This window comes from Mycobacterium sp. URHB0044, from assembly GCF_000620625.1.
GTDB lineage: Bacteria > Actinomycetota > Actinomycetes > Mycobacteriales > Mycobacteriaceae > Mycobacterium.
The window spans coordinates 46,243-68,981 of record NZ_JIAW01000014.1 but is presented as its reverse complement, the minus strand read 5'-3'; the positions used below and the strand labels follow the sequence as shown (position 1 = coordinate 68,981).

Annotated in this window: 29 protein-coding genes; 21 read left to right on the top strand and 8 right to left on the bottom strand. The window is 67.7% G+C overall.

The genetic code is table 11. The features are described 5' to 3' along the window. Positions 1-7: 7 nt before the first annotated feature. The 3 genes from N536_RS0125310 to N536_RS0125300 all read left to right on the top strand — a co-directional run bounded on the left by N536_RS0125310 (position 8) and on the right by N536_RS0125300 (position 2,709). Positions 8-775 carry a CPBP family intramembrane glutamic endopeptidase gene (locus N536_RS0125310; protein ID WP_029116181.1) on the top strand — a complete coding sequence of 256 codons (768 nt, stop codon included), beginning with the start codon at positions 8-10 and terminating at the stop codon, positions 773-775. An 18-nt stretch (positions 776-793) separates the two neighbouring features. Next, positions 794-2,038 carry an LCP family protein gene (locus N536_RS0125305; protein WP_081809371.1) on the top strand — a complete coding sequence of 415 codons (1,245 nt, stop codon included), beginning with the start codon at positions 794-796 and terminating at the stop codon, positions 2,036-2,038. Between the two features lie 125 nt (positions 2,039-2,163). Further along, complete coding sequence (locus N536_RS0125300) at positions 2,164-2,709, top strand: ferritin (protein WP_029116179.1); 546 nt, start codon at positions 2,164-2,166, stop codon at positions 2,707-2,709. On the opposite strand, the gene N536_RS0125295 is transcribed toward N536_RS0125300, so the two are convergent. Genes N536_RS0125295 through N536_RS0125285 form a run of 3 tightly spaced genes read right to left on the bottom strand, consistent with a single transcriptional unit; the run spans position 2,706 to position 4,959 of the window. Beyond that, a complete protein-coding gene (locus N536_RS0125295; RefSeq protein WP_029116178.1) occupies positions 2,706-3,542 on the bottom strand; it encodes a glycerophosphodiester phosphodiesterase in 837 nt (278 codons plus the stop codon). The genes N536_RS0125300 and N536_RS0125295 overlap by 4 nt on opposite strands. Before the next feature lie 4 nt (positions 3,543-3,546). Then, a complete protein-coding gene (locus N536_RS0125290) occupies positions 3,547-4,599 on the bottom strand; it encodes a DUF4328 domain-containing protein (protein WP_029116177.1) in 1,053 nt (350 codons plus the stop codon). A gap of 18 nt (positions 4,600-4,617) precedes the next feature. Continuing rightward, positions 4,618-4,959, bottom strand: coding sequence for a rhodanese-like domain-containing protein (locus tag N536_RS0125285; protein WP_029116176.1), 342 nt, complete (start codon positions 4,957-4,959; stop codon positions 4,618-4,620). A gap of 477 nt (positions 4,960-5,436) precedes the next feature. Between N536_RS0125285 and N536_RS42660 the strand changes: the two genes are divergently transcribed. Further along, positions 5,437-5,595 (top strand): hypothetical protein, encoded by a 159-nt coding sequence (locus N536_RS42660; protein WP_197040226.1) that lies wholly within the window; start codon positions 5,437-5,439, stop codon positions 5,593-5,595. 73 nt (positions 5,596-5,668) lie between these two features. Here the strand turns inward: N536_RS42660 and sodN are convergent, their stop codons facing one another. Beyond that, positions 5,669-6,091 carry a superoxide dismutase, Ni gene (gene sodN / locus N536_RS0125275; RefSeq protein ID WP_029116175.1) on the bottom strand — a complete coding sequence of 141 codons (423 nt, stop codon included), beginning with the start codon at positions 6,089-6,091 and terminating at the stop codon, positions 5,669-5,671. A gap of 86 nt (positions 6,092-6,177) precedes the next feature. Here sodN and N536_RS0125270 point away from each other — a divergent pair, with 86 nt between their 5' ends. From N536_RS0125270 to N536_RS0125255, 4 genes are all read left to right on the top strand, one after another. Next, entirely contained in the window at positions 6,178-6,468 is a 291-nt protein-coding gene (locus N536_RS0125270) for a S26 family signal peptidase (RefSeq protein WP_197040231.1), read from the top strand. A 187-nt stretch (positions 6,469-6,655) separates the two neighbouring features. Continuing rightward, on the top strand, positions 6,656-7,189 hold the full coding sequence (locus N536_RS0125265; protein WP_029116173.1) for a hypothetical protein: 534 nt from the start codon (positions 6,656-6,658) through the stop codon (positions 7,187-7,189). Between the two features lie 259 nt (positions 7,190-7,448). Further along, positions 7,449-8,189, top strand: coding sequence for a TMEM165/GDT1 family protein (locus N536_RS39395; RefSeq protein ID WP_036437620.1), 741 nt, complete (start codon positions 7,449-7,451; stop codon positions 8,187-8,189). Between the two features lie 407 nt (positions 8,190-8,596). Then, positions 8,597-8,995 (top strand): helix-turn-helix transcriptional regulator, encoded by a 399-nt coding sequence (locus tag N536_RS0125255; protein ID WP_029116172.1) that lies wholly within the window; start codon positions 8,597-8,599, stop codon positions 8,993-8,995. Between the two features lie 51 nt (positions 8,996-9,046). Here N536_RS0125255 and N536_RS0125250 read toward each other — a convergent pair whose 3' ends face one another. The 3 genes from N536_RS0125250 to N536_RS40880 are packed head-to-tail and all read right to left on the bottom strand — an operon-like array spanning position 9,047 to position 11,961. Then, positions 9,047-10,165: a hypothetical protein gene (locus tag N536_RS0125250; RefSeq protein WP_029116171.1), complete on the bottom strand. Its 1,119-nt coding sequence runs from the start codon at positions 10,163-10,165 to the stop codon at positions 9,047-9,049. Then, on the bottom strand, positions 10,162-10,653 hold the full coding sequence (locus tag N536_RS0125245) for an ImmA/IrrE family metallo-endopeptidase (protein ID WP_029116170.1): 492 nt from the start codon (positions 10,651-10,653) through the stop codon (positions 10,162-10,164). Before N536_RS0125245 ends, N536_RS0125250 begins: the two co-directional genes overlap by 4 nt. A 57-nt stretch (positions 10,654-10,710) precedes the next feature. After that, on the bottom strand, positions 10,711-11,961 hold the full coding sequence (locus N536_RS40880) for a hypothetical protein (protein WP_155948717.1): 1,251 nt from the start codon (positions 11,959-11,961) through the stop codon (positions 10,711-10,713). 208 nt (positions 11,962-12,169) lie between these two features. Between N536_RS40880 and N536_RS0125235 the strand changes: the two genes are divergently transcribed. The 8 genes from N536_RS0125235 to rraA all read left to right on the top strand — a co-directional run bounded on the left by N536_RS0125235 (position 12,170) and on the right by rraA (position 17,381). Continuing rightward, positions 12,170-12,826, top strand: a complete 657-nt coding sequence (locus N536_RS0125235; protein WP_029116168.1) for a DUF6474 family protein — start codon at positions 12,170-12,172, stop codon at positions 12,824-12,826. A gap of 5 nt (positions 12,827-12,831) precedes the next feature. Beyond that, entirely contained in the window at positions 12,832-13,365 is a 534-nt protein-coding gene (locus N536_RS0125230; protein ID WP_029116167.1) for a hypothetical protein, read from the top strand. Between the two features lie 38 nt (positions 13,366-13,403). After that, entirely contained in the window at positions 13,404-14,096 is a 693-nt protein-coding gene (locus N536_RS0125225) for a YcnI family protein (protein WP_029116166.1), read from the top strand. Continuing rightward, complete coding sequence (locus N536_RS0125220) at positions 14,096-14,599, top strand: copper resistance CopC family protein (RefSeq protein WP_029116165.1); 504 nt, start codon at positions 14,096-14,098, stop codon at positions 14,597-14,599. The genes N536_RS0125225 and N536_RS0125220 overlap by 1 nt, the downstream gene beginning before the upstream one ends. Further along, the gene (locus N536_RS0125215) at positions 14,596-15,525 is read left to right on the top strand and encodes a CopD family protein (RefSeq protein ID WP_029116164.1); all 930 of its coding nucleotides are present in this window, start codon (positions 14,596-14,598) and stop codon (positions 15,523-15,525) included. Before N536_RS0125220 ends, N536_RS0125215 begins: the two co-directional genes overlap by 4 nt. A gap of 93 nt (positions 15,526-15,618) precedes the next feature. Further along, positions 15,619-16,107: a hypothetical protein gene (locus N536_RS43455; RefSeq protein ID WP_029116163.1), complete on the top strand. Its 489-nt coding sequence runs from the start codon at positions 15,619-15,621 to the stop codon at positions 16,105-16,107. A gap of 48 nt (positions 16,108-16,155) precedes the next feature. Beyond that, positions 16,156-16,911, top strand: coding sequence for a MerR family transcriptional regulator (locus N536_RS0125205; RefSeq protein WP_029116162.1), 756 nt, complete (start codon positions 16,156-16,158; stop codon positions 16,909-16,911). Next, on the top strand, positions 16,908-17,381 hold the full coding sequence (gene rraA / locus N536_RS0125200) for a ribonuclease E activity regulator RraA (RefSeq protein WP_029116161.1): 474 nt from the start codon (positions 16,908-16,910) through the stop codon (positions 17,379-17,381). Before N536_RS0125205 ends, rraA begins: the two co-directional genes overlap by 4 nt. Here rraA and N536_RS0125195 read toward each other — a convergent pair. Further along, positions 17,378-18,847: an NAD(P)/FAD-dependent oxidoreductase gene (locus tag N536_RS0125195; protein ID WP_029116160.1), complete on the bottom strand. Its 1,470-nt coding sequence runs from the start codon at positions 18,845-18,847 to the stop codon at positions 17,378-17,380. The genes rraA and N536_RS0125195 overlap by 4 nt on opposite strands. Positions 18,848-18,887: 40 nt before the next feature. Between N536_RS0125195 and N536_RS0125190 the strand changes: the two genes are divergently transcribed. From N536_RS0125190 to N536_RS39380, 5 genes are all read left to right on the top strand, one after another. Next, positions 18,888-19,562 (top strand): TetR/AcrR family transcriptional regulator, encoded by a 675-nt coding sequence (locus tag N536_RS0125190; protein ID WP_155948715.1) that lies wholly within the window; start codon positions 18,888-18,890, stop codon positions 19,560-19,562. A gap of 23 nt (positions 19,563-19,585) precedes the next feature. After that, the gene (gene dinB / locus N536_RS0125185; protein ID WP_029116158.1) at positions 19,586-20,809 is read left to right on the top strand and encodes a DNA polymerase IV; all 1,224 of its coding nucleotides are present in this window, start codon (positions 19,586-19,588) and stop codon (positions 20,807-20,809) included. 68 nt (positions 20,810-20,877) lie between these two features. Beyond that, positions 20,878-21,900, top strand: coding sequence for an EspA/EspE family type VII secretion system effector (locus tag N536_RS39385; protein ID WP_036437613.1), 1,023 nt, complete (start codon positions 20,878-20,880; stop codon positions 21,898-21,900). Between the two features lie 16 nt (positions 21,901-21,916). Then, positions 21,917-22,240 (top strand): ESX-1 secretion-associated protein, encoded by a 324-nt coding sequence (locus tag N536_RS0125175; protein ID WP_029116157.1) that lies wholly within the window; start codon positions 21,917-21,919, stop codon positions 22,238-22,240. After that, positions 22,241-22,735, top strand: coding sequence for a hypothetical protein (locus N536_RS39380; protein WP_051574757.1), 495 nt, complete (start codon positions 22,241-22,243; stop codon positions 22,733-22,735). Positions 22,736-22,739: the final 4 nt, after the last annotated feature.

Genomic DNA, 22,739 nt, shown 5'->3' with positions numbered 1-22,739 from the left:
GGCTGCGGTGACCGCGCCGCCCGACGACTTCATCACCCCAGCGCGACGTGCGATCCGCATCGAGATCGCCGTGGTCCTCGCGGTCACGTTCGGCCTCTCCGCCTACACCGCACTACTGCGCCTCACCGAGGCCGTCATCCTCGGCCTGTCCGGCCAGACCGTCGCACTCAACCCACGCCGGTCGCCCATCGACCTGATCGACCTCGGCCTCAACCTGGCATCGGTCTTCCAGTTGCTGGCGTGGGGTTGCCTCGGGCTGTTCCTGTTGTGGCGCAGCGGCATTGGGCCCGCGACGATCGGGCTCGGGCGGTTTCGGCTCAAGCCCGACCTGCTCGGTGGCCTCGGGCTCGCCGCCATCATCGGCCTGCCCGGGCTCGGCCTCTACGTGGTCGGTCGGATGCTCGGCATCGGCGTCGCGGTCGAACCCGCCGAACTCAACGACACCTGGTGGCGGATCCCGGTACTGCTCGCGGTCGCGTTCGCCAACGGGTGGGCCGAGGAGATCATCGTCGTCGGCTTCCTCATGACGCGGCTGCGCCAACTCGGCATGACGCCCGTCGTCGTCCTGGTGGCCTCGAGCGTGCTGCGCGGCCTGTACCACCTGTATCAGGGGTTCGGCGCGGGCATCGGCAACATCGCGATGGGTCTGGTCTTCGGCTACGTGTGGCAACGCACGGGCCGACTGTGGCCCCTGGTCGTCGCGCACGGCCTCATCGATGCGGTGGCCTTCGTGGGCTACGCGCTGGCAGCGGGTCACCTCGGCTGGTTGCGCTGAGCCCGTAGATTTCATTGCGTGAACGACTACCGGCCGCCAGGACCGTGGCCGGACCCGCGGCGGCAGGTCCCGCCGCGGGAACCGTCGCAGGTGATCCGCCGCCCGCCGCATCAGCAGCCGCCACCACCACCACGGATGCCGCCACCACGGACGCCAGCGCCGCCACCGCCCCCACCGATCCGACGGCCGCCTCCTCCTGCCAACCGACGGCCTCCTCCCCCGCCGCCCCCGCACCGGCCGCCGCCCCGCCCGGCACCACCGCCGCCACCACCGGCCGCGCGCAAGCCGCGCCGGAAGCGACGCTGGGGACGGATCCTCGTCGTCTACCCCATGACCGTGCTCCTCGTCGCCGTCGTCGCGGTGGTGGGCACCGGATTCTGGCTCGACGGAAATCTGCGCCGCATCGCCGCGCTGCCCGACTATGCCGAGCGGCCCAGCGCGGGCCGGGGCACGACGTGGCTGCTCGTCGGTTCGGACAGCAGGCAGGGCCTCAGCCCGGAGCAACAGGCCGAACTGGCCACCGGCGGCGACATCGGCGACGGCCGCACCGACACCATCCTGGTGGTCCACGTGCCGCGCTTGGGATCGGCGACGGAGACCACGATGGTGTCGATCCCGCGCGACTCCTACGTCGACATCCCCGGCCACGGCGAGGACAAGATCAACGCCGCGTTCACCATCGGGGGCGCCGCGCTCCTGGCGCAGACGGTCGAGCAGGCGACGGGTCTGCGCCTGGACCACTACGCCGAGATCGGGTTCGACGGCTTCGCCCAGATGGTCGACGCGGTCGGCGGCGTCACGATGTGCCCGCCGGAGCCCATCAACGACCCACTCGCCGGCATCGACCTGCCCGCGGGCTGCCAGGAATTCGACGGCCGAACGGCGCTGGGCTACGTCCGCACCAGGGCCACGCCGCGGGCCGATCTCGACCGGATGGTCAACCAGCGTCAGTTCATGTCGGCGTTGATGCACCGCGCCGCCAGCCCGCTGGTGTTGGCGAACCCGTTGCGCTGGTATCCGATGGCCCACGCCGCGTCGGGCTCCGTGACGGTCGACGACGGGGCGCACATCTGGGATCTGGTCCGGCTGGCGTGGTCGCTGCACGGCACCGTCACGACCACCACTGTGCCGATCGGCGAGTTCACCGGGAGCGACGCGGGCGCGGTGGTGGTGTGGGACGGCGACGCCGCGAGCCGGTTGTTCACCGCGCTGGCATCGGATGAAGCCGTCCCGCCCGACGTGCTCGAGGCCGGTCAACGCTAGGCAAGGCTTGCCTAGCAAACTCTGGCGACGGCCGGTAGCGAGTGTCCTAGCACTAAGGTCAACCTTGCCTGAATAAGGCATACCTTTGATGACAGTGTCCTCTGACCTGCACTATCGTTCGTGCCATGACTGACGCGACGACGGCCGACACCAAATTTCACCATTTGCTGCAGGAGCAGATCCGCACCGAGTTCACCGCTTCACAGCAATACGTCGCGATAGCCGCTCACTTCGACGCCGACGACTTGCCGCAGCTGGCCAAGCACTTCTATGCGCAGGCCCTCGAGGAGCGCAACCACGCCATGATGCTCGTGCAGTATCTGATCGATCGCGACGTCGAGGTGGAGATCCCGGGCACCGATCCGGTGCGCAACGCGTTCGCTTCGCCGACGGATGCACTGCGTCTGGCGCTCGAGCAGGAACGCGCCGTCACCGAACAGATCACCCGGCTCGCCGCGGTCGCCCGCGACGAGGGCGACTACCTCGGCGAGCAGTTCATGCAGTGGTTCCTCAAGGAGCAGGTCGAAGAGGTCGCGCTGATCACCACGCTGGTGCGGGTGAGCGAACGCGCCGGGGCGGACCTGTTCCACCTCGAGGACTTCGTGGCGCGTGAAGTCGCGACGGGAACGGCCGATCCCGTGGCGCCCAAGGCAGCGGGCGGTGCCGTCTAGCCGTCCGGTTGGTCGCGCCCGGCGCCGGTGAGCCCGTTCTGCAGCCAGCCCTTGGTCCGACCGGGGTGGTTGGTGGCGACCCACGCGACGCCCACGTCACGGCAGTACTGCACGTCCTCGTAGTGGTCGACGGTCCAGCAGTACAGCGCGCGGCCATGGGCGGCTGCCCGGTCGACGAGCTCGGGGTGCTCGCGCAGCGTCGCGATCGACGGTCCCACCGCCGTGGCGCCGACCGTGGTGGCCGCACTGCCACCGAGATAGCGCGAGGTCTCCCCGAGCAGGACCGTCGGCAGCATCGGCGCCGCCCGACGGATGCGCCACACCGCCGCCGCGGAGAACGACATCACCACCGCGCGGGACAGGTCCGCCGACGCCGGCGCGGCGATGCCGTATCGGTGCAATAGGGCCAGCACCTTGCTCTCCACCAGTGCGCCGTAGCGCACCGGGTGCTTGGTCTCGATGAAGAGCTTCACCGGCCGGTTCCAGTCCAGCACCAGGGCGATGAGCCGATCCAACGTCAGCAGGCCGGTGTCGCCCTGACTGCCGTCCGCTCGCCAACTGGCATGCCACGCACCGTAATCCAGCTCGCGCAACTGCGCCAGGGTCATCTCGCTGACCAGTCCGACGCCGTTCGACGTGCGGTCCACCTTGCGGTCGTGGACGCACACCAGGTGGCCGTCGCGGGTCAGTCGGACGTCGCACTCGACGGCGTCCGCGCCTTCCCGTAGGGCGAGCTCATAGGCGGCGACGGTGTGCTCCGGCCGGTCGGCCGACGCTCCGCGATGCGCGACCACGAAGGGGTGGCCGCCGAGCGCGCCGTCGCCCGAGTTCATGAGGTTATGCTGCCGGTTCCCGCTGCTTGGCTTCAACCGCGCCCGGAGCTTCGCCGTCTCCAGTGGCAGGTTCGTCTCGGACCGACGTCTTGTCCGCGACCATCACCCAGCGCTTCACCGGCCGGTCGACCGGCCTGCTCTCGAAGCCCACCAGCACCCGCTGGACGAGCAGGAGCGCCGCCAGGGCGCCCAGGTAGGCCACGATGGTGGTCACGGTGTTGTCGGCGATGCCCTGGGGGTCGCTGGTGAAGCTGGTCGCGATCGAGAAGACCGACAGCAGCGTGCTGATGATCCAGACGCACCACCAGGTGACGATGGTGGGGCGCAGCCGCTCGAGGCGCCCCTCGGCGTCAGCCAACTCGATGAGGTAGACCGGCGCCCAGAACAGGTTGACCACCGGCACCAGACACCCGACGCGAATCTCCCATGCCGGGCGCGGGTCCGGCATGTCGCGTTGCGCGAACGCTCGGCCACGCCGGGCGATCAGCCAGTTCATCAGAACCACGACGCTGGCGATCACCGCAAACAACGCCAGCACGCTGGCCGCGACGCCAAGCCACGTTGCCACGCCGGCGACCCACGGGTTCAACAACGTCGTGCGGTTGATGAGCAGCAGTGCGTATCGAACGATGTGCAGCACCGCGGCCGCACCCAGCAGCACCGCGGTGGTCAACAGGGTGCCGCGAACCATTGCGGCCGACGGGCCGGAGCGCGTCTCGGCCTGCGGACCACCTGCCTCGTATCCGCCGTCGAAGTGATCCGTCAGACCCCAGCGGGGGATCACCGAATAGCGCGGTGTGGGCCCTAGTGGACGGCGAGGCCGACGCGGTGGCGGCGCGGCACCCGGCCGCACGGCGATCCACCGGTAGCCCTGTGGCAGCCGCGGCGGGGTGCGTTGGCCCGACCTCAGCGCCGACGCCGTGGGCCGGGCAGCCCAGGCCTGCTCAGGCGCGTCCGCCGTCGGCGCGAGCAGCGTGCCTTGGCACCGGGGACACCAGTCCCGCCGACGGTCGCGGACGTTCCACCGCGTCCCGCACCGCGAACAGACCTGAATCACGCGACCAGCCTACGGCCCTCAGACAGTGCCCACGCCGCCGTCGTCGGTGACGACGGCACGCCCGGCTTCGGCCCACGCGAGCATGCCGCCGTTGACGTTGATCGGCTGATATCCATTGCGGGCGAGGTACTGCGCGACGCGCATCGATCGTCCCCCGGCGTGGCACATCACGTACAGCGTTGCGTCGGCGTCGATCTCACCGATGCGGGCGGGAACGTCACCCATCGGGATGTGCCTGGCGCCTGCCGCGTGTCCACGCTGCCACTCGTCGTCCTCCCGGACGTCCAGCAGTACCGCGGACTCGTCGAACGCGACGGGCAGGTCGGCGACCTCGGCTTGACCAACCTCGACATCAGACAACGCAAGATCCCTTCACGCACGATCCCTTCACCAGGTCCATGCCACCATGCTGGCACGCTCGTCGCGGCGACGCTCTCGAGTCATCGCAGCAATCCGGCGGCTATCCACAGTTTCCACAGGTTCATCCACAGGCTGCCAACGGGCGATATGGGCTCTGAACCGCGCCGTCTGTGGGTCAGCTGAAATTGACTGGGGATAAACCTGGGGATTTCACAGCATCGATCAACAGGCACAGAGGACATGAGCGAAGAGGATTGGCGTCCTAACCAATCCTGCCAACAGCCTTCTGCGCCGCGCGTCCGCTCGGCGAGGTGACGCTTCTATACCCGCGTTCCCACACCGGCAAACCTCCGAGTTTCAGGGTGTGCGGCCCGATTTTTGCGACGGCTACACAAGGGCTATGATCGGCGTCACAGCCCATCGTTGTGACAGATCTCACTGGGGGACAACGTTGATCGTGCAGGTCAGGAGTTCGTGATGGCAGCTCAGCCCTTTGGTCCAGGTTCCGCATTGCCGCCTTCGGAATGGAATTCCTCAGCCCACGTCTACACCCGGGGTCAGTTGATGGCCTTCGTACGTGCCGGCGTGATCGCCCTTCTGCTTCTCGGCGTGCTCGCGCTGATCGTGCTGTTCTGACACGGACCCCGTAGCTCAAACGAAGACGGCCGGCCCGGAGCGATGCTCGGGGCCGGCCGTCGTTTCGTCGTTGTCAGGCGGGTGGGTAGACGCCCATGCCCTTGGCCTTCTCGGTCTGCCAGAAGATGTCGGAGATCTCGTCGATGGTGGCGAGCAGCTTCTCGGCGACGGCGACGTCAGTCGACTTCTTGACGTCACCCGCGCCGTGGACCCCGTCCCAGAACAGCTGGTGCAGGTTCGGGAACTGCTCGAAGTGATCCTTGGTGAAGAAGTCGGCCCACAGCACCATCAGGTGATGCTTGACCTCTTCGGCGCGCTGCTCCTTGATCAGGATGGCGCGGGTCTTGAAGTGCTCGTCGTCGGAGTCGTTGTACTTCTGAAGGGTCTTCAGGCAGGACAGCGCCTCGATCTTGGCTTGCGCGGGATCGTAGACGCCGCAGTACAGGTCGCAGTGGGCATGGGCAGGAGTTGCGTTGGCGAAGAGTCGATGCAGCATGCGCCCTAACTTACCCTTTGGACGTGGACGATAACCATCGCTCCCGACGCTGGCCGCTGCGCCGGTTCGCCGTCGTGGAGGACTCGATGCGGCCATCGCTTTGCCCCGGCGACGGGCTCCTCGCGTGGCGCGGCGGACGCGTCCGCCGTGCGCAGTTGCGGGTGTTCCGCGACCCGACGTTGCCCACGCGGTGGCTGGTGAAGCGCGTCGGCGATGTGCGCGGTTCCGGTTCCAGCGCGACGTTCGAAGCCTGCTCGGACAATCCGGGCGCACTGGGAGTCGTCGACTCGCGGCAGTTCGGGTGGGTGCCTGCGGCGGGTTCGTACCGGGTGGTGTGGACGGTTCGGAGGGCAGGAGCGAAGCGACCGGGGAATTAACACCGGGTGCTCGGGACGCTCGGGAGGCCTGAGGGAGTAAGGCTTTGGCTCCTTTTGCGTTCCAATCGCGTTTCAATCTCGCGCTGGCACTCGTGTCGTCTTGCGTGCTAACCACCAGCTAACGCATGCTGACGGGATCGACCCACCGTCGTGTCGGAGGCAAGCGTTAGCACCGATCGGAGGCGAGATGGACACAGGATCCAGCGGAGCCGTCGAAGTCGCACCCTTCCACGCGGGCGGATCCTTGAAGGGGTTCGTGGTTTCGGGTCGTTGGCCCGACTCGACGAAGGAATGGGCGCAACTCCTCATGGTCGCGGTGCGGGTGGCGTCGCTGCCCGGATTGCTGGCGACCACAACCATTTTCGGCGTTCGCGAGGAGCTGCCCGACGAGCCTGCGCCCGGCACCGTCGGGCTCGTCCTCGCCGAGGGCACCGTCGTCGGCGAATCTGCCGTCCCCCCAGGCTATTTCGCGGAGCGGATGCCACCGGCCCTGCTGATGCTGCACCCACCGTCGGAGACCATGCCGTCGCTGCCCGAGTGCAACGGAGCCGCGTCGGGTTGTGTTCTGCTACCCGGCATCCCGTATCTGGGTCTCGAGCATCGCGCCGCCTGGGTGGAGGCCGAATCGGACGGCACGGTCACGTCGATGGTCAGCCGCGTCGGGGTCGATCCGATCAGCCACCCCGACACCGCCATTCTGGCCATGCTGCTTGCGGCATAAGGGTTTTCGAAGCCAGAGATCCGGATCTCGAAACTGCGAATACGGGTTCCCGAACTCGGCCCCAGCGGTGGCGCGCGCGCGCGACGGCCGCTATCGTCGTGTCATCAGCGAAGGGGAGTAGCCCCCAATCGTCGTGTCGACATACTGGCGTAAAGCCCGGCCGGCGAACCGCGTGAAGCGGTGGGCGAGACCTTCGACGGAGTGTCCGATGCGTCGCGAGTAGTTGGCGCGCTCGGACGAAGCGTCGAAAGGTTTCGTCATGTTCACCGCCGCCCTGGTCAGTCTGGGAGTCGTGTTCCTCGCCGAGCTCGGGGACAAGTCGCAGCTGATGACCATGACGTACGCGTTGCGCCATCGGTGGTGGGTCGTGCTGTCCGGGGTGGCCATCGCGTCGTTCCTGGTGCACGGGCTGTCGGTGACCATCGGCCACTTCGTCGGCCTGACGCTCCCCGAGCGTCCCATTGCGTTCGCCGCCGCCATCGCGTTTCTGCTCTTCGCCGCCTGGACGTGGCGTGACAGTCGCGGTGGCGATGGTGACGACGTGGCCGCGGTGCCCGAGCCCCGGTACGTCATCTTCGCGGTCATCTCGTCGTTCGTGCTCGCCGAGCTGGGCGACAAGACCATGCTCGCCACGGTCGCCCTCGCCAGTGACTACAACTGGGCCGGGGTGTGGATCGGGGCCACCATCGGGATGGTGCTCGCCGACGGGGTGGCGATCATCGTCGGCCGGCTGCTGCACCGCAGGATGCCGGAGCGCTTCCTGCACCAGATGGCCGCGGTCCTGTTCTTGTTGTTCGGCCTCTGGCTGTTGTTCGACAACGCGCTGCACTGGCAGTGGGCCGCCATTGCGTCCACGGCGGGGGTCGTCGCCGCGGTTGCCATCGTGACCGCGATCCGGCTGGTCAGGCGCCGACGGGCCGGCAGCGGCGAAACACCGGAACGGGAACCGTCGCCAGGATCTGCCGCCAACCAGCGTGGCAACTACCAGCCGACCGACTGACCTCCACCTCGAGGCGTCGCGCGCGGTCTGGCTACGTGCGTGAAGTTGATGCCTGCAGCAACGCATCGCGAGGCCAGCTCATTTTCTGAGCAAAGGACGATGTCAGTAGGTCTCCGCGGGATGCGTGGTAGCCGGGAGTGAACTATGGGTCTGCTGTGACCAAGACCCAGTGACCAGCACCTTGGGCAAAACTGCGCGAGCGTTATTATTTGCTTCGCCCTGCGGTGCAGTAATGGCGCGGATTTTCCAAGGAACCCCAGCTAGGCGACGTGGCACCGACCTCCGGCAACGGGTAATGTCGAGTTTTCGGTGGTTTGCACTTGGCTGTTGGCACAGTTCTCGCTACGATGATCAGCAAATACGCCGAGAAGAACGACCGCCCATATCGCTAAGTGGAGGATTAATCGATGAGCATGACCTTCGCCGCCAGGCTGAACCGCCTGTTCGACACCGTCTACCCGCCAGGACGTGGTCCGCATACGTCGGCCGAAGTGATCGCCGCACTCAAGGCCGAGGGCGTCACCATGTCGGCTCCGTACCTCTCACAGCTGCGATCAGGCAACCGGACCAATCCGTCCGTGACCACCATGGCCGCACTTGCCAACTTCTTCCGGATCAAGCCGGCGTACTTCACCGATGACGAGTACTACGAGAAGCTCGACAAGGAGCTGACGTGGCTTGCCAACATGCGCGATGAAGGCATCCGTCGTATTGCGGCGCGCACCGTGGGCCTGTCCTCCGAGGCCAAGCAGGACATCGCCCACAAGGTCGATGAGCTCCGCCGCATGGAGCACCTGGACGATTAGCCCGAGGTCGCGACAGCCGCGGCGGTGGGCGAAATCGGATCGCTGATCCGATCAGGCCGCGGCAACGTCGCCTCCTCGTTCCAACGTTCGATATTGGTCGGCGATCGCGAGGATCCACTCGCGATCGGAGTATGACTGTGGCTGGCGTAGCCAATTGGGTCCGGGAAAAAGCGACTTTGCCGTATCGCGGTCGGCTCCACGGCCAGCGTGAATCCACTCCGCTATGCGAAGCGCCTGTTTCTCCGGCGGCACCGTAGGCACCGACGAGTCCGACGAATCGTGGATCCCGTCCTCCGTCTCGAGTGCGCCGGTGGCCTCCAGGTACAGCGCGTCGGAGATGAGTGACATCTGCTCGGCGACGCGGAACAGCAGCGGTCCTCGCGGGCGCACGCCGATCCCGACGTTGGGATGGCGTTTGTTCAACTCCTGGAGAAGCGGCTGGATGATCCGGAGTTCACGTCGTGCGCCGAACCAGTCCTCGACGCTCGGGAGCAGCGACCCGCTGGCCACCACGAGCATCGCGCAGCCCAGCAGCGTGGCTGCGGCGCCCACCCCGACGAACCGGGTGTTGCCTGCCGCGCGGAGCAGAAAGAAGGCGCTGGCCAGCACGATCAACGCGATGCCGATGGTGAAGACGAACAATGCCCTGCCGCGACGGGTGCGGTTGGAGTGGCGAGCTCCCGCCCACGCCACCAGCGTCAACGCCAGCAGCACGTAGAGCAGCGGCAGAAGCCACGACAACGACGTGGAGCCGGTGCCGAGGTTGCGCCGCAAGTACTCCTCCGGCGCCATCTCGGGCTGCTGCGGCGCCGTGAAGAAGGCCACCAGCGTCAGCGCGCCGATCACGGCCGCCACGCTGTATTGGATGATCGCGATGCGCCGGATGGTGGCCGGTTTGCGACTGGACGAAGCGGACGTGATCATCACGCAACTGCCTGCGGCGCAGGCAATTAGGGCCACCTGGCTGAACACGGTGGAGACGTTCGGCCAGCGCAGCATCGTATCGATCAGCAGAGTCAGCGGCTGCCAGTTCAATGCGGCCACCAGCCCGAGGCTGCCCAGCGCGAGGATCATCGCCGCGCTTACCAAGGACTGCTTGTTGACGAGTGCCCAGCCGATTCGCAGGCCGGTCGCCAATCCGAGAAGACCGGCGATCACCCAGACGATCAACCAAACGCCTCTCCGAGCCGCACCTGCACGATCGATGAACGGTCAGACGGCAACCGGCCGAGCCGGTAGATGAGCAGCGCCGCGAAGTCCTCGGCCTCCTGCTCGGCATCCTCGCCACTGGGACCCATGCAACCGGTCCGTTGGTTGAGCATGTATCCGATCAGGTCCGAGCTCGCGAGTTCCGTGGTGTCGAGAGCGGCCTCGACGACGGAGATGCCCTCGTGGCCGAGGACGAGGTGGCCGAGTTCGTGGGCGAGCGTCCGGTCCCCTGCGGGCAGACCCTTCTGGATCAGGAAGACGTCGCGGTCACCGTACTGGCGCCACTGGCCGCACACGCCCAACGGCAGGTCGGCCATCTTGAGTTCGATGGGCCGCGCACGATTGGCGGCTACGGCGTCGACCAGGCGCGCGAGCGAGACCTCGCCGCGTCTGGGAGCGAGATCGAGCACTTCGTTGACAGCGCGCGTGACGCGACGGCTGGCAGGCATCCAAACCCCCTCTCGACGAGTCCACTATGACGGGTTCTTTCCCTTGGAAACAACCCGTCAGCCCATGAAGCGCGCCGTGGCCCCAGCCCGAACTGAACGTCCTGCCCTCGCTTGGCGGTATCCGATCAACCCTCCCGCGCCGGTCAGGATCAGAATCCCGGTGAATCCGGGGACGGCAACCGCCGCCACCTGACTGAAACCAGCGGCCCGCAGATACTCCACGTAACCCATCCGGTAGCTCGGGGCCGACAACGCCTCCGTGTCGTCGCTGGGCTTCGGCGACGACTGCTGCGGCTGGGGTTCGGGCACCGGCGTCGCCGAGCCGCCCTGCACGCTCATCGGGGGCTTCGGCGCGGAAGCGATGCCGGGATGCGGAACGACACCGGGGCCACCGGCGTCGTGGTTCACGCCACCCCCGCCGGCGCCCGCGGGGGCACCGCCCGGGATGACGACGACCGGCAGGGTGATCTGCGTGAAGGGAAGGGCCGACGCCGCGGTGGCCAAACCCGAGACGGCGCCGTTGACGCCCGTGACGACGCCGTTGACGGCGTCGACCAGTGGGTCGAACGAGAGGCCCGCCGGTAGCTGGGGAACGAGTTCACGCGGGATCGTGGGGATTTGGGGGATCTGCATCGTCGACGGCAGGGACTGCCAGGTCACCTGCACCCCGGTGCTACCGCCGCCGCCACCGGACGGCGCCTGCGGGTACCAGTTCCACCACGACCAGGGCCAGCCGTAACCGGTCTGCTCGGGAGGCGCGCTGGTGGACGTGGTCTCGGTAGTGGACGAGCCGGGGACGACCTCTTCAACCCCGAGCGGGAGGTCCTCCACCAGCGCCGGGAGCTTCGCGGCGATGTTGGTGGGGTCCTGGGAAACCTTGGTCGTGACGCCCGAGGATTGTTCGCTGGGCGTACCGGATTCGGTGGGCGACGGTGCCGCGCCGCCCGACTCGGCGGGTTTGCTGGACGTTTCCGTCACTTCGGTCGTCGGTGCGACTTCGGTTGCGGATTCCGACGCGGTCGCGGTCTGGGTGGCGGCGACGGAACCCGACGGAAGTCCGTTGCGGCCGTCGCCGACGGACGAGCTGGGCTTCGTCTCCCCGCCGCTGGGGCCAGAACCGACGGCCGCTCCGCCGGTTACCGGAGCCGCGGATGTGGGGGTAGCGGAGGGATCGTTGGTCGGGCCGTTGGTGGCGCCGCCCGAGCCGGTTTCGGGCTCGGCGAGCGCCAGTGCCGCTCCCGTACCGGCCACGAGCAGGCCAGAAGCCATCAGGCATGCCGCCGCCGCGATCCTCACTTGTGGTGCCACGTCGTCACCACCCTCCCAGCGTCAACCGTCAGACGTCCCGATGTTCCACGATTGTCGCACAAACCCGGTCGCCTGTTTGCTGGAGTGCCAGATGTTCTCGTTCGACCAGGGGTGAATCCGATCCGCGACCTGCCCGGCGATAGGGTTGAGCACACCAGCGCAGCCATAATCGCGGGGATCTCGACGAATTGACTGGGAGGCAGCCGGGATGGGCCTGTTCACGCGGCGCAAGAGCCGGGCAACCCGGCGGGCCGAAGCCCGCGCAATCAAGGCCAAGGCCAAGCTGGAGGCCAAACTGGCCGCCAAGAACGAGGCTCGCCGCATCAAGGCCGACGCCAGGCGGCAGGCCGCGGCCATCAAGGCGGGCGTGAAGTCGCAACGCGACAGCGACAAGGCCGCTCTGAAGGTTGCTGAGGCCCAGTTGAAGGCGGCCAGGGAGGGCAAGCTCCTGTCCCCCTCCCGTATTCGCCGGGTGCTGACGGTCACGCGTCTGCTCGCACCGGTCGCGGTGCCGCTCATCTACCGCGCCTCAGTGGCCGCGCGAGGCTTCGTGGACCAGCGCAAGGCGGATCGCCTGGGCATTCCGCTCAGCCAGCTCGGGCAGTTCTCCGGCAGCGGAGGCTCACTGTCCGCGCGTATCGCCGGCGCCGAGCACACGCTGCGGCAGGTCGCCGAGAAGAAACCCAAGGACGCCGAGACCAAGCAGTTCGTGGCCGCCATCAACGACCGCTTGAGGGACCTTGCGGCGGCCGTTACCGCCGCCGAGAACATGCCAACGACGCGTCGCAAGGCCGCGCACGCCGCCATCACCGAGCAGTTGAACGGCATCGAGGCGGACCTGATGGCGCGCCTCGGCGTGATCTGAGCGACGTGACGGCCGGCTCGACGTCACCCGCGGCCCCACTGCGTGGGCTGGCCGCTGGTGCGTTGACGGTCGCGCTGTCCATTCCCGCGCACGCCGCGGCGGGGGGCGGAACACCGTCGGGCGCCACGTCTGCACAGCTCGTCCTGCTGGCCATGGTCGTCGGCGGGCTCGCCGCGACGATCGGCGGCGGCGACCGGTTCCGCGTCCAGTTCGCCCTGATGGCGGGCGGCCAACTGCTCGGCCATCTCCTGCTGGGCACCGTCGGCCACCACCATGCGACGGGAGCAAGTCCGTCGGCCGTGGTGATGGTCGCCGCACACGTCGTAGCCGTCACGTGCGGTGCCGCGCTCATCGCGGCCGCCGGATACCTGTGCACCGTGGTGTCGCGGGTGGTGCGAGCGGCGGATGCGCCCGCCCCCGCCCCGCTGATCGCCGTGCCCGCAGCCGCTTTCGGATTCGCCGATCAGCCGTTGCGTTCGGCACTCCTTCTCGCCGCGTCGATGTCGCATCGAGGGCCGCCGGTCAGCGCCGTGCGCTGACCTCTCCCCTCCCCGACACACAGAAGGCAACAACTCGAATGCGATCCATTCACCGGGCGTTCTCGCGCGCCCTCCTCACGACCGCCACCACCGGTGCGGCCATGTCCATCGCCATGCTCACCGGTGCCGCGCCTGCGTGGGCGCACGTCCACGTCGACGCCGACGACCCCGCACCGGGAAGCTCGGCGGTGCTGACCTTCCGGGTGCCCGGAGAATCCGATACCGGTGCTCTGACAACACAATTCAGCGTGACGCTGCCGAGCGTGGCTTCGGCACGCGCCGAGGTCATGCCCGGCTGGACCAGCCGCCTGGACCGGGACGCCGCCGCGGGCACCGTGCGGTCGGTGACGTGGACGGCGGCACCGTCGGTCGGGATATCACCGGACCAGTTCGCGTTGTTCCGGATTTCGGTGAAACTGCCCGACCAGCCGTCGGTGAGCCTGCCGGCCACCCAGACGTACTCGGACGGCACGGTCGTCCGCTGGGACCAACCGCCACTTCCCGACGGAGGTGAACCCGAACATCCCGCGCCGGTGTTGGAGCTGTCCGGAGCGCCCGCACCCGAGGAGCACACTCCGCCACCGACGGCCGCCGAACAGGCCGCCGCGCAGCCGGCCGTCGCGCAGCCGGCCGCGTCCGGCGACGACACCGCCCGCTGGCTGGCCGGAGGTGCGCTGATCCTGGCGGCGGTGAGCGTCCTGGTCGCCCTCCTCGGCAGGCGGCGAACGTGATCCGCAGGTTGGCGGGCACCGCGGTGGTTGCCGCACTCCTGGCCGTCCTGGCGCTCACCGGCGCCGGGGCGGCCTCTGCCCACGCCGCCCGCATCTCCACGGATCCGGCTCCCGACGCGGCGCTCAGCCAGGGACCGGACCGCGTCAGTGCGACGTTCAACGAACAGCTGCAGACCAGCTTCGCGGCGATGACGGTGGTGGGGCCCGACGGCAATCTGTGGTCGACCGGTCCCGCCGAGGTTCGGGGCGCGGTGGCCAGTGTCGCGCTGCGTCCGCTGGGGCCCGCGGGTACCTACACGGCGAACTACCGGGTGACGTCGGCCGACGGTCACGTCGTGTCGGGGTCGTGGTCGTTTCGGCTGACGTCCGCGGGAACCGGTACGCCTGGTCCTGCGGCGGCGAGCGGTTCCGGGGACGGGGCCGTTCCGGTGTGGCCGTTCGTGGCGGTGGCGGTCGTCATCGTGGGCGTCGGCGCGTGGTGGGCGGTACGACGGCGGCCATGACGCGGCTGCGGCCCGTGGCGGTGGGCGTCGCCGTCGTCGTCGCCGCGGCCGTGGCGGCGTGGGCGCTGGCGTTTCCGCAGAACTCGTTGAGCGGCACGCTGATTCGCGCGATCGCCGACTGTTCGGCGGTCGTCACGCTGGGCCTCGCGGTGGTCCCGATGTTCGACATCGCTCGGTATCGCCGCGAGGTCGCCGAGCGCGCCGCCAGTCCCTTGGTGGTCGCTGCGGCGATCTGGGCGGTCGCGGAAGTGCTTCGGCTCGTCGTGGCGGCCGCCCAGGCGGCCGGGCTTTCCGCCGTGCGGGTGGGCGTGCGGACCACGGTGGAGTTCGCCGTCGCCACCGCCTCCGGGCGGTCCGCATTGGTGTGTCTGGCGGCCGCCGTCACGGGCGGTGTGGTGGCGGCGGCGTCCCGCGGCGGGTGGAAGCCGGCTGTCGGCGTCGTGGTGGCCGGTGCGGCGGCGGTCGGTCTGACCGGACGCACCCTGGTCGGGCATCTGTCGGAGAGCCCCGGCGGCGGCCTTGCCGTGGCCGTGCACGCCTTGGCCGCGGCGGTCTGGTGCGGCGCCCTGGCCGCGTTGGTGCTGGTCATCGAGCACCGTGGGCAGTGGGCGCGGGTGTTGCCGCGGTTCTCGCAAGTGTCGCTGGTATGCGTGGTGGCGCTGGTGGTGTGCGGCGTCGCGGCCACGGTGGTGACACTGCGCTCACCCGCCGACCTCGTCACTACCGGGTACGGCCGGCTGCTCTCGGCGAAGATCGTGTTGACCGGGGCGCTGACGTTCCTGGCGTGGCGCAACCGCACTTGGTGGCTGCCCGCCGCCCGCGCACACCGTGCCGATGCGAGGGTGTCACGCCTGCGGTCGCGGATCGAGGTCGCGGGCATGGCCGTGGCGCTGACCTTGGCCGCCGCGCTGGCGGTCACGGGATAGGCACCGAAGCCGAACTGGCATGATGGGGGCACTGCCCGGCCCCACACCGCACGCCGATCGCGCTTTGGATGAGAACTGCAAAGGAGCAGCCAGATGGCAGACCAGCAGGGTCGACCGGACGAGCAGCCCGCCGAACAGCCGCAGGCGCCGGATCAGACTCCGCCGCCACCGGTGAAGAAGGCTCCCGCCAAGGCGGCGAAGAAGGCTCCGGTGAAGAAGGCCCCCGCCAAGAAGGTTGCGGCGAAGAAGGCTCCCGCCAAGGCCGCCAAGAAGGCCGCCCCCGCGAAGAAGGCCCCGGTCGAACCGACGCCGCCCACACCGATGCCGCCCGTACCGCCGACGACGCCCGCACCTCCGCGGCCCGCACCGGCGGTCGCCGACACCAACGGCGCGGGACCAGCCAGCACGGCCGCCAAGGAGGCTGCCGCCCAGGCAAAGTCGACGGTGGCGCAGGCGAGCAACGCCGTCGTCGCCCCTGCACCGGGGCCTGCGCAGTCCCGCCTCCCCATTGCCGCCGCCGTCGTGGCCGGCCTGCTGGCGATCGTCGCGGTGCTTCTCGCGCGACGGAACTCCGGAGACTGACGAATCGGACTTGACCCTGACGTGACGTCAGGGGCCATAGTCGAATCCGTGGACGCCAACACCGTCGGCACGGTTGCCGACTTGACCGGGATCTCGGTCCGCACGCTGCACCACTACGACCACATCGGTCTGGTCGTGCCGAGCGTGCGGACGGTAGCCGGGTACCGCATGTACACCGACGCCGACGTCGAACGACTGCATCTGGTGCTGGTCTACCGGGCGGTCGGCCTGCGGCTCGACGAGATCCGCACCCTGCTCGACGACCCGAACGTCGACGTGGTGGCCCACCTGCAGCGGCAGCATCAGCTGCTCCTCGAGCAATCCGAGCGGCTGCAGCACACCATCAAGGCAGTGGAGGAACTGATGAACGCACACCACGACGGAATCCAACTCTCGGCCGAGGAACAGATCGAGATCTTCGGAACCACGGCGTTCGGCGACGACTACGCGGCCGAGGCCGAACAGCGCTGGGGTGACACCGACGCCTGGAAGCAATCCCAGCAACGGGTTTCGAAGTTGAGCAAGCAGGACTGGATTGACATCAAGGCCGAGGGTGACGCGCTGCTGGCCGACCTCGCGACCGCAAAGCGGGCCGGCGTCAAGCCAGGCTCACCGGAGGCCGACGAGCTCGCGGCGCGACACCGCGCGGCGATCGAACGGTTCTACGAGTGCGGTGGTGAGATGCACCGCGGCCTGGTGGAGATGTACCTGGCCGACGAGCGGTTCACGGCGTACTACGACGACGTCGAGCCGGGGTTGGCCCAGTTCGTGCGCGACGTCGTCATCGCTAGCATCTTGGCGTGACCATCGAACCGCGCGCCACCGCTGACCTCGTCGACGACATCGGCCCGGACGTTCGCAGCTGCGACCTGCAATTCGGCCAGTACGGCGGCCGGTCGCAGTTCGCGGGGCCGGTCAGCACGGTGCGCTGCTTTCAGGACAACGCGCTGCTCAAGTCGGTGCTTTCCGAACCGGGTAACGGCGGCGTGCTGGTGATCGACGGTGCTGGCTCGCTGCACACCGCACTGGTCGGCGACGTCATCGCGGCGCTGGGACGTGACAGCGGCTGGGCGGGCTTGATCATCAACGGCGCGGTGCGTGACGCGGCGGTACTGCGCACCCTCGACATCGGGATCAAGGCGCTTGGCACGAACCCACGCAAGAGCACGAAGACCGGCGAAGGTGACCGCGACGTGGCGGTCACCTTCGGCGGCGTTACGTTCGTCCCCGGCGAGGTCGTCTATTGCGACGAGGACGGGATCGTCGTCATCTAAACCGTCACCGCTGCACGGTGTTTGGTGAAGTGCAGGGCCTCGTCGTCGACCTTGCCCTGACGGATCGTCCGGACGTCGAGCAGGTAGTTCTGCTTGAGTTTCCAGGGCTCCTTCGAGCCTGCCTTGGGCAGGCTGTCCAGCGCACGCAGCACGTAGCCCGGGGTGAAGTCCATCAGTGGGCGTTCGTCGACGGAATCGCCGGGATGCTCGGGCACCATGGTGTCGAAACCGTTGGCGTCCATGTAATTCAATACGCGGCAGACGAATTCCGATACCAGGTCGGCCTTCAGCGTCCACGACGCGTTGGTGTATCCGATGGTGAACGCCATGTTCGGCATGCCGGACAGCATCATGCCCTTGTAGGACATCGACTTCGTCAGGTCGACCGGCTCGCCGTTGCGGCGAATCGCGGCGCCGCCGAACAGCCGGAGGTTGAGACCCGTTGCGGTGATGATGATGTCGGCCTGCAGCTCGTCACCGGAGTTCAGCTTGATGCCGGTCTCGGTGAACCGCTCGATGGTGTCGGTGACGACATCGGCCTTGCCGTGGCGAATGGCCTTGAAGATGTCGCCGTTGGGCGCCAGGCAGAGCCGCTGATCCCACGGGTTGTAGCTGGGGCCGAAGTGCTTCTCGACGTCGAAGCCCTCGGGCAGTCGGCGCTGCGCCATGGTCATCAACGTCTTGCGCATGTACTGCGGGAACTTGCGCGCCAGTTGGTACTGGGCGGTGCTGAAGACGATCGCCTTCCACCGGTTGACGACGTGGGCGGTCTTCTGCGGCAGATACTTGTTGGCCTGCACCGCAATCGGGTCCACGTCGGGCAGTGCGCCGATGTAGGACGGTGACCGCTGCAGCATCGTGACGTGACCAGCGCCGGAGTTCACCAGCGCGGGAATCAACGTCACCGCGGTGGCGCCACTGCCGATGACGACGATCTTCTTGCCTGCGTAGTCGAGGTCCTCGGGCCAGTGCTGGGGGTGCACGATGGTTCCGTTGAAGTCCTCGGCACCCTCGAACTTCGGCGAGTAGCCCTCGTCGTAGTTGTAGTAACCGCTGCACGCGAAGAGGAACGAGCACGTGATGGTGCTTTCCTGACCGTCGCGGTCCACGGTGACGGTCCAGCGGTTGTCGGCGTCGGACCAGTCGGCGGCTACGACCTGGTGGTTGTAGCGGATGTTCTTGTCGATGCCGTTCTCGGCGGCGGCCTCGTTGATGTAGTTCCAGATGTCAGGACCTTCGGCGATGGCCTTGGCCGACGTCCACGGCTTGAACCGGAAGCCGAGGGTGAACATGTCGGAGTCCGAGCGGATGCCGGGGTACTTGAACAGGTCCCAGGTGCCGCCGAGGTTCTCGCGGCGCTCCAGGATCGCGTAGGTCTTCGTGGGGCACCGGTCCTGCAGGTGCCATGCGGCGCTGATTCCTGAGATGCCTGCGCCGACGATCAGAACGTCGAGGTGTTCGGTCATGGCGACACGTTATCAACACGGTGTTGAATAGGTCAACGGTATGTTGAGATTCTCGACACTGTGTAAAGTTCTGTGCGTGACAACCACCAGCCCAGCGCGAACCGGCCGTGGCCGTCGCACGCGCCCGTCCGGTGACGAACGCGAAGCTGCCATCCTCGCCACCGCAGTGCGCCTGCTCGAGCACAAGAAGTTCGCCGACATCTCCGTCGACGACCTTGCCCGCGGCGCCGGCCTGTCCCGCCCGACGTTCTACTTCTACTTCGCCTCCAAGGACGCCGTACTCCTGTCGCTGCTGGAGCCGTTGATTCAACAGGCAGACAAGGAGTTCGACGGTGCGGCGCAACGGCTTCCGGCGGATCCGCGGCGGGTCTGGCGCAACGGCATCGACGCATTCTTCAGCTCGTTCGGCTCCCACAGCGTGGTCGCGCGCGCAGGCAGCGAGGCCATCGCCACCAGTCCTGACGTGCGAGCCGTGTGGTCGGCCTTCATGCAGAAGTGGATCAACCAAACCGCGGAGATGATCGTCGCGGAACGCGAGCGCGGTGCGGCACCCGACACCATTCCGGTCCTCGACCTTGCGACGTCGCTGAATCTGATGAACGAGCGGGCGATGACCGCCACGCTGGTCGCCGAGGACGGCGCCGTGCCGCAAGACCGCATCGTGGACACCCTCACGCACATCTGGGTGACCAGCATTTACGGCAGGACGCCCTAAACGTCTCACCCTGATGCGAACATATGTTCGTGTCCAGGAGTTCGGCGTCGCGGAACGAGGCGTCGATCCTGCATGCCGACCTGGATTCCTTCTACGCATCGGTCGAGCAGCGGGATGACCCGTCGCTGCGCGGCCTGCCGGTGATCGTCGGCGGCGGCGTGGTGCTGGCCGCCAGCTACGAGGCCAAGGCCTACGGCGTGCGCACCGCCATGGGTGGCCGTCAGGCACGTCAGCTGTGCCCGCACGCCGTCGTCGTCCCGCCGCGCATGTCGGCATACTCGCAAGCCAGCTCGGCGGTGTTCGAGGTGTTCCGCGACACCACTCCCCTGGTCGAGCCGGTATCGGTCGACGAGGCGTTCCTGGACGTCGGCGGCCTCGCCAGGGTGTCCGGCACTCCGGTGCAGATCGCGGCGCAACTGCGGGCGGCCGTCCGCGAGCGCGTCGGGCTGCCCATCACCGTCGGCATCGCGCGCACCAAGTTCCTCGCCAAGGTGGCCAGCCAGGAGGCCAAGCCCGACGGTCTGCTCCTGGTGCCGCCCGACCGCGAGTTGGCGTTCCTGCATCCGCTCCCGGTGCGCAGGCTGTGGGGCGTCGGAGCCAAGACGGCGGACAAGTTGCACGCCCACGGCATCCACACCGTGGCCGACGTCGCGGAGCTCAGCGAGGCCACGCTCGGTTCGATGGTCGGTGGCGGCATGGGACGGCAACTCTTCGCGCTGTCGCACAACGTCGACCGGCGAAGAGTCGTCACCGGCGTGCGGCGCCGCTCGGTCGGTGCGCAACGGGCGCTCGGTCGGGCCGGAAACACCATGTCCCCCAGCGAGATCGACGCCGTCGTCGTCAACCTGGTCGACCGCATCACCCGCCGGATGCGCAAGGCGGACCGCACCGGCAGAACCGTGGTGCTGCGGCTTCGGTTCGACGACTTCGGCCGGGCGACGCGATCCCACACCATGCCTCGGGCCACGGCATCGACCGAGGCCATCCTCGCCGCGGCCAGGGACCTGGTGGCCGGCGCGGCCCCGCTGATCGCCGAACGGGGACTGACGCTGGTCGGCTTCGCGGTGTCGAACATCGACCGGGACGGCGCCCAGCAGCTGGAGCTACCGTTCGAGAGGGCTCCCGACGTGGTGGCCATCGACGCCGCGATGGACGAGGTGCGGCAGCGCTTCGGCAACGCGTCGGTGATGCGAGGCGTGCTGCTGGGCCGCGATCCCGGGCTGGAGATGCCGATGCTGCCCGACTGAATTAGCTACCGTCCGATCTCACCGAGGAGCGCTGTTAGGCTTTTTTGACGGCACGGAAGGGGGCGCCCATGGGTTTTCTGGATGAAGTGGGAAAGGTGCTCGACACCGTCGAGACCGCCACCCCGATCGACATCATCACCGGTATCACGGGCGCTGTAACCGACGTGCCCAATCTGGTGGGTGACGTCGCTCAGGGCAACTTCGGACAAGCCTTCGTCGACGGCCGCAAGGTCCTCGGCGACGGCACGGACATTGTTCTCGGCCTGAGTAGCCTCGGCGCCAACTTGGGCCCCATCCCAAGCTTTCTCGAGAACAACACGGCAACCAAGTTCACCGAATCCAAGGTGCTGGCGGCTGCACAGCTATTGATCGATGGCATGAAGAAGACGACGGGCTCCGGAACTCCGTGCACCGGCCAGGAGTTCCGAGATTCGAGCACGCGCCTGGCAGACGTCGTCGAGACCCTCATTCATGCTGAGCCTCACGCCGATCGGTGGGATGGCACCGGTTCGCAGGTTTACGACGCGACGAATGCATCGCACCGACGGCTCGCCTCGGACGTGCAGACCGCAGACGCCGAGATCGCCGGCCACATCGATACCGAAGCCGGTCAAGTCACCCGCACCCGAAAGACGCTCGACGACACATCGGAAAGCCTCACCAACTACGACTTGACGACGATGTGGATGAATGCGACTCCGCCCACCCGCGCCCTCAAGTTCGCGCTCGACTGCACCGCTGCGGCAGGAGCATTGAACGTGTCCGGCGCCACGATGGCAGTTCTGGTCAAGAATTCCATCGAGAACGCGGATCGCATCAGCAAGGCGTCGAAGCTCTACGAGGACGCTGCGAAAGACACGTCCGGCACCCCCTTGGACGCCTGCGGCACCGGCGAGATCTTCTCCGTACCAGACCCAGAGCATCAACTTCCTCGTCCCAACAATGAGACGCCGCTACCCGCACCGGGCGAAGACAATCCGCCATCGCGTTCATTGCCCGACACGCAATACACGGTGCCCGAACCTGAGGACCCTCCCGTGCAGGCACCGGCGACGCCATACGGTTCGCCAGCCCCAGCCGCTCCCCGCTGACGACGAACGGAACATCGTGTCGACTGATCAAGCGAAGAACCTTCAGGTCCTTACCGATCACATTCTGCATCTGGCAGCCAAACAGCAGGAAGCGGTCAATAAGATCACCGGTGCCAACCGGTCGATCGTCGACCCAGCGCGCAACGTGCAGGACACACATGGAATGGTCTGCGAGGCAACCCATCTCGCCGTATCCGCGGCTGAGGAAGCACGCCGGGCGGCTGGAGGCGCACTGTCCAGGGTCTCGACGGAGTTGGGCGAGAAACTCAATGCAGCCGCCGCACGGTATGAGCACACCGACGCCGCAGGAGCCAATGACATCAACGCGTGCGAGGCCTGAATGAATGGCGACTGGTGCGACGATTCGTGGGACGACGACGAGGACGACCACGGCCCCGCCGAGTCGGTGCTGAACGCGCTCGACTTCTCCCCGCCGGTGGCCGCCGACTACGCCGACGTTGGCCTGGACGCTACAGCGCCGGATTACACGGACAGTGGGCCTCAGACGATGTTCTTCACCGTCACCAACCCACCGGGCACGGTCTCGGCAACGGCACTGCTGGATGGTCGACCCGTCCAGGTCACTCTGGCGCCCCAGGTGGCTGATATGACTGAAAGCGAACTGGCGGAAGAGATTTCACTGATTGCCAGGCTAGCCAGCCAGAACGCCCGTGCCGGTCAACACCTGCTCGCCTCGGGAATGCTTCAACAGATGGGGCAAGATCCCGTCAGTGCGCGTAGCTACGTGGAGTATGAGCTGGGGCTCCCATCCGCTCAGACGGTGCTCGCCGACAAGGCGCAGATCTTCGCTACTCGCTATGCACACGAGGACTGACCCC